The 273-nt window shown below is 60.8% G+C and carries 1 protein-coding gene; it reads left to right on the top strand.

Annotation, left to right across the window (positions count from 1 at the left end; translation table 11 throughout):
- Window positions 1–6: 6 nt before the first annotated feature.
- The coding region (locus QP415_RS11780) for a transposase (protein WP_285100203.1) at window positions 7–273 on the top strand (267 nt) is incomplete at its 3' end.

The raw sequence follows: 273 nt of genomic DNA on the forward strand, positions 1-273 counted from the left end.
GCGCCAATGGGCACAACACCACCAATAACAACCAACAACCCTCAAAACACCCGGTCCACAAAACCAGACCAGGCCACCTTCACGGCAGATGAGGCCCATATCAGTGTCGAAGTCGCCTACCACTGCGCCCAGCAAGTCCGAGACGTCTTCCATCAAGACACCCCCGCCCAAGGCCGATGCCTGGCCGCTCGTCTCGTCGAGCGCCTACCAACGTGTCCCATCCCCGAAATCGCTCGCCTAGGCCGGACCCTACGCAAGTGGAAGGACGCCTTC

The organism is Pauljensenia sp. UMB3104 (genome assembly GCF_030217285.1).
Taxonomy (GTDB): domain Bacteria; phylum Actinomycetota; class Actinomycetes; order Actinomycetales; family Actinomycetaceae; genus Pauljensenia.